General features: G+C 65.3%; 5 protein-coding genes. All 5 read left to right on the forward strand.

Annotated elements, in window-relative coordinates:
• On the forward strand, window positions 1-286 hold a 286-nt coding region (locus GY769_24765), incomplete at its 5' end, for a roadblock/LC7 domain-containing protein (protein ID MCP4205135.1).
• 27 nt (window positions 287-313) lie between these two features.
• Window positions 314-898 (forward strand): gliding-motility protein MglA, encoded by a 585-nt coding sequence (locus GY769_24770; protein MCP4205136.1) that lies wholly within the window; start codon window positions 314-316, stop codon window positions 896-898.
• Between the two features lie 8 nt (window positions 899-906).
• Window positions 907-1,539: a hypothetical protein gene (locus GY769_24775; GenBank protein ID MCP4205137.1), complete on the forward strand. Its 633-nt coding sequence runs from the start codon at window positions 907-909 to the stop codon at window positions 1,537-1,539.
• A complete protein-coding gene (yvcK, locus tag GY769_24780) occupies window positions 1,536-2,522 on the forward strand; it encodes a uridine diphosphate-N-acetylglucosamine-binding protein YvcK (GenBank protein MCP4205138.1) in 987 nt (328 codons plus the stop codon). The genes GY769_24775 and yvcK overlap by 4 nt, the downstream gene beginning before the upstream one ends.
• Before the next feature lie 40 nt (window positions 2,523-2,562).
• Window positions 2,563-3,598, forward strand: a 1,036-nt coding sequence (locus tag GY769_24785) for a bifunctional N-acetylglucosamine-1-phosphate uridyltransferase/glucosamine-1-phosphate acetyltransferase (protein ID MCP4205139.1), incomplete at its 3' end; no start/stop codon positions are given.

A 3,598-nucleotide genomic window follows, 5' to 3' on the forward strand; every position in this document is an offset into this window, starting at 1 on the left:
CGCCAAGCTCATTGGCGAGCGCGAGTTCTCGGTCCTCTTTCACGAGGGGGAGAGGGACCACATCCACATCTCGATCGTCGCCAAGCGCGCCATCCTGCTCGTCATCTTCGACGAACGCTCTTCCCTGGGTCTGGTCCGGCTGCGGGTCAAACGCGCCAGCGGCGAGTTCGACAAGATCTTCGAGACCATGGCCCGGAAAGCCAACGCCGGAGTCGTAGAGGGAGCGTCACCGACGCCTTTCTCCGAGATCACCGACGACGACATCGACGCCCTGTTCAGCGATTGAGCCCGAGACCGACCCTCCTGACGCGCCATGACTTTCATCAACTACGCTGCCAAAGAGATCAACTGCAAGATCGTCTACTATGGCCCCGGTCTCGGGGGCAAGACGACCAATCTGCAGTATATCTACAGCAAGACCTCTCCGGACGCCAAGGGCAAGATGATCTCGTTGGCGACCGAGACGGATCGCACGCTATTCTTCGATTTCCTGCCGCTCGACCTGGGCACCATCCGCGGCTTCACGACCCGCTTCCACCTCTACACGGTGCCTGGGCAGGTCTTCTATGACGCCAGCCGCAAGCTGATCCTCAAAGGCGCCGACGGAGTGATCTTCGTCGCCGACAGCCAGAAAGAGCGAATGGAGTCGAACATCGAGTCGATCCGCAATCTGGAGACCAATCTGAAGCAGCACGGTCTCGATCTTGCGACGTTGCCCTACGCCCTGCAGTTCAACAAGCGTGATCTTCCCAACGCATTGCCGACCGCCGAGCTGTATCGGGTCTTGAACTACAAACGCGAGCCGACTTTCAAGGCCGTGGCTCCCAACGGCAGAGGCGTTTTCGACACGCTGAAGTCCGTCGCCAAACAGATTCTTGTCGAGTTGCGAAAGAGGTAGAGGCAAGTATGGAGAAACTTTGGTCCAAAGCCGAGGTCGCTCATCTCAAGCGAAACGCCGAGAGCCAGAGCATCGAGGAGCTCGCGCAGCGCTTCCACATCGATTCCGACGCGGTGCGCCGAAAGCTCGAAGAGCTCGGCCTGGGTTCGGCGGATTCCTCCAGCGAGGCCCTGGAGGCCACGCTCGCCGACTTCGCCAGCGCTCTGGAGCTGCTGCACGCGAAGAAGTATGCGCAAGCCGCCGAGTTGCTGGAAAGGGTCGTGGCCGACGCGGACGGCATCCAGATTGCCGACCGCGCCCGCCAACACCTCGAGATCTGCCGCGCGCGGACTGCCGAGGAATCCGAAGACGGCGATCTTTACCTGCGCGCGGTTTTCGAGAAGAACAACGGCAACCTGGAGCAAGCGCTCGAGCTGTGCCGGCAGGTCGAGACCGTGGACAGCGAAGAGCACTACGCTTATCTGATGGCTTCGATTCGCGCTCTGGCAGGGGCCGAGGACGAAGCCCTGGAGCTGCTTGAGACCGCCATCCGTCTCGAGCCCAGGAACCGCGTCCACGCCTACCACGACTCGGACTTCGACCCGCTCCGCGGTCGCGAAGAGTTCGCGCAACTGGTTCAAGTGGTGTCCGCCACGGAGTGAGCCTCTCTTCGGAGAGTCTCCAGGGAGACGGCCCTTCGCTGGTGGCGATCGGCGGCGGTAGTGGGCTCGCGGTGTTGTTGCGCGGTCTCAAGTCTCAGATCAGCGATCCCGGCCAGCTGACCGCGGTCGTGACGGTGGCTGACGACGGCGGCTCCTCCGGCCGGCTACGGAGAGATTTCGGAGTGCTGCCGCCGGGAGACATCCGCAACTGCATCGTCGCCCTGGCCGACGACGAAGACCTGCTGGCGCGGCTCTTCCAGTATCGATTCGCCGATGGCGAAGGCCTCGCCGGGCACTCTTTCGGCAATCTCTTCCTGACCGCCCTGACCGGAATCACCGGTGATTTCTACCAGGCGATCCTCACCGCCGAGTCGATCCTGTCGGTGCGCGGGCGCATCTTGCCGGCGACCCTGGCCGACGTGCGTTTACGGGGCACGGGACTCTCGGGGCGTCTCTACCGGGGTGAGTCCGCGGTCGGCCAATCGGGCGAGCGCCTCGCCGGCCTCGAGCTCCTTCCCGCCGCCGCCGCCGCCTTCCCGCCGTCGATCGAGGCCCTGAGGCACGCCGATCTGATCCTGCTCGGCCCCGGATCGCTCTACACGTCGATCTTGCCCAACCTGCTGATTCCCGGCATCCGCCGAGCGGCACGCCGGAGCGCGGCGAAGGTCGCGCTGATACTGAACATCATGACCCAGCCCGGAGAAACCGACGGGATGAACGCCATCGACCACTTCGACGCGATCGAGCAGCATGTCGGCGAGCGTCTGGTCGACTGTGTGCTGGTCAACTCCACCCGGCCGGCGGCGGCGCTGCTCGATCACTATGCCGCGACCGGCTCGGAGAGCGTGACCTTCGACCGCGACGGTTTCAAGAAACGCGGCGTGGAGCTCGTGGCGAGAGATCTGCTGGCCGACGGCGAGCTGATCCGACACGATCCGGCTAAACTGTGCCAGGCAGTGCTCGAGCTGACGCCGGCTCACTGAATAGCGGCTCGCCCGGGCTAGATTCTTCGAGGAGCGCGACATGGACGAATCCTCAAAAGCTCGCGTCGCGGTGGTGCTGGCCGCCGGCCAGGGTACGCGTATGCGTTCGGCGCTGCCCAAGGTACTGCATCCGGTGGGCGGCCGGCCGATGCTCGAACGGGTGATTGCCACCGCGCGGCGCGGCGGCTGCGAGAGAATCCTGGTGGTCGTCGGCCATGGAGCCGATGACGTCCGGCGAGCCGTGACCGCCTCCGACGTCACCTTCATCGAGCAGCGCCGGCAACTCGGAACCGGTCACGCCCTGGCCCAGGTCGAGCCCCACGCCCCAGGCGAATCAACGCTCCTGGTGCTGTCGGGCGACGTTCCCCTGGTATCGGCAGCGACCTTGGGCCGGCTGGCCGCGGCCGCCGCCGGGTGCTGGGGCGCCATGGCGGTCGCCGATCTCGAGCAGCCGGGCACGCTCGGACGGGTGATCGCGCGTCCTTCCGGCGAGCTCGAGCGGATCGTTGAAGCCGCCGACGCCGGACCCGAGGAGCTTGCCGTTCGACGGATCAACGCCGGCCTCTACGCCCTGCCCGCGCCGGCGGTTTTCGACTATCTGCGGCGTCTCGACGCCGGCAATGCCCAGGGGGAGCTCTATCTGACCGACGCCCTCGGCGACGCCGCGGCCGCCGGGGAGACCATCCGACTCCTGAGCCTCGACGATCCTTCGGAGGCGTTCGGTATCAACGATCGCGCCGATCTCGCTCGGGTCCACCGCGCCATCCTTGAACGCCATATGCGGCGGCTGATGCAAAGCGGCGTCACCCTCCTCGAGCCGGAACGGACGGCGATCGAACCGGAGGTGTGTGTCGGTGCCGAGACAGTGGTTCATCCGGAGGTGTCGCTTTTAGGACACACCGAGATCGGAGAAGGCTGCGTGCTGCACCAGGGCGTGTGGATCCGTGACTCGAAGCTGGCCGCGGGCGTCACTGTCGCGCCCTACAGCGTGCTCGACGGCGCCGAGGTTGGTGCCGGATGTACGGTCGGCCCGTTCGCGCGACTGCGTCCGGCATCGGTCTTGCTAACAGGCTCTC

The organism is bacterium (assembly GCA_024224155.1).
GTDB lineage: Bacteria > Acidobacteriota > Thermoanaerobaculia > Multivoradales > JAHEKO01 > CALZIK01.

Bases quoted from the DNA above. Each gene is read 5' to 3' on its own strand.
- GY769_24775 (MCP4205137.1), top strand. From the start codon at position 907: ATGGAGAAACTTTGGTCCAAAGCCGAGGTCGCTCATCTCAAGCGAAAC.
- GY769_24770 (MCP4205136.1), top strand. From the start codon at position 314: ATGACTTTCATCAACTACGCTGCCAAAGAGATCAACTGCAAGATCGTC.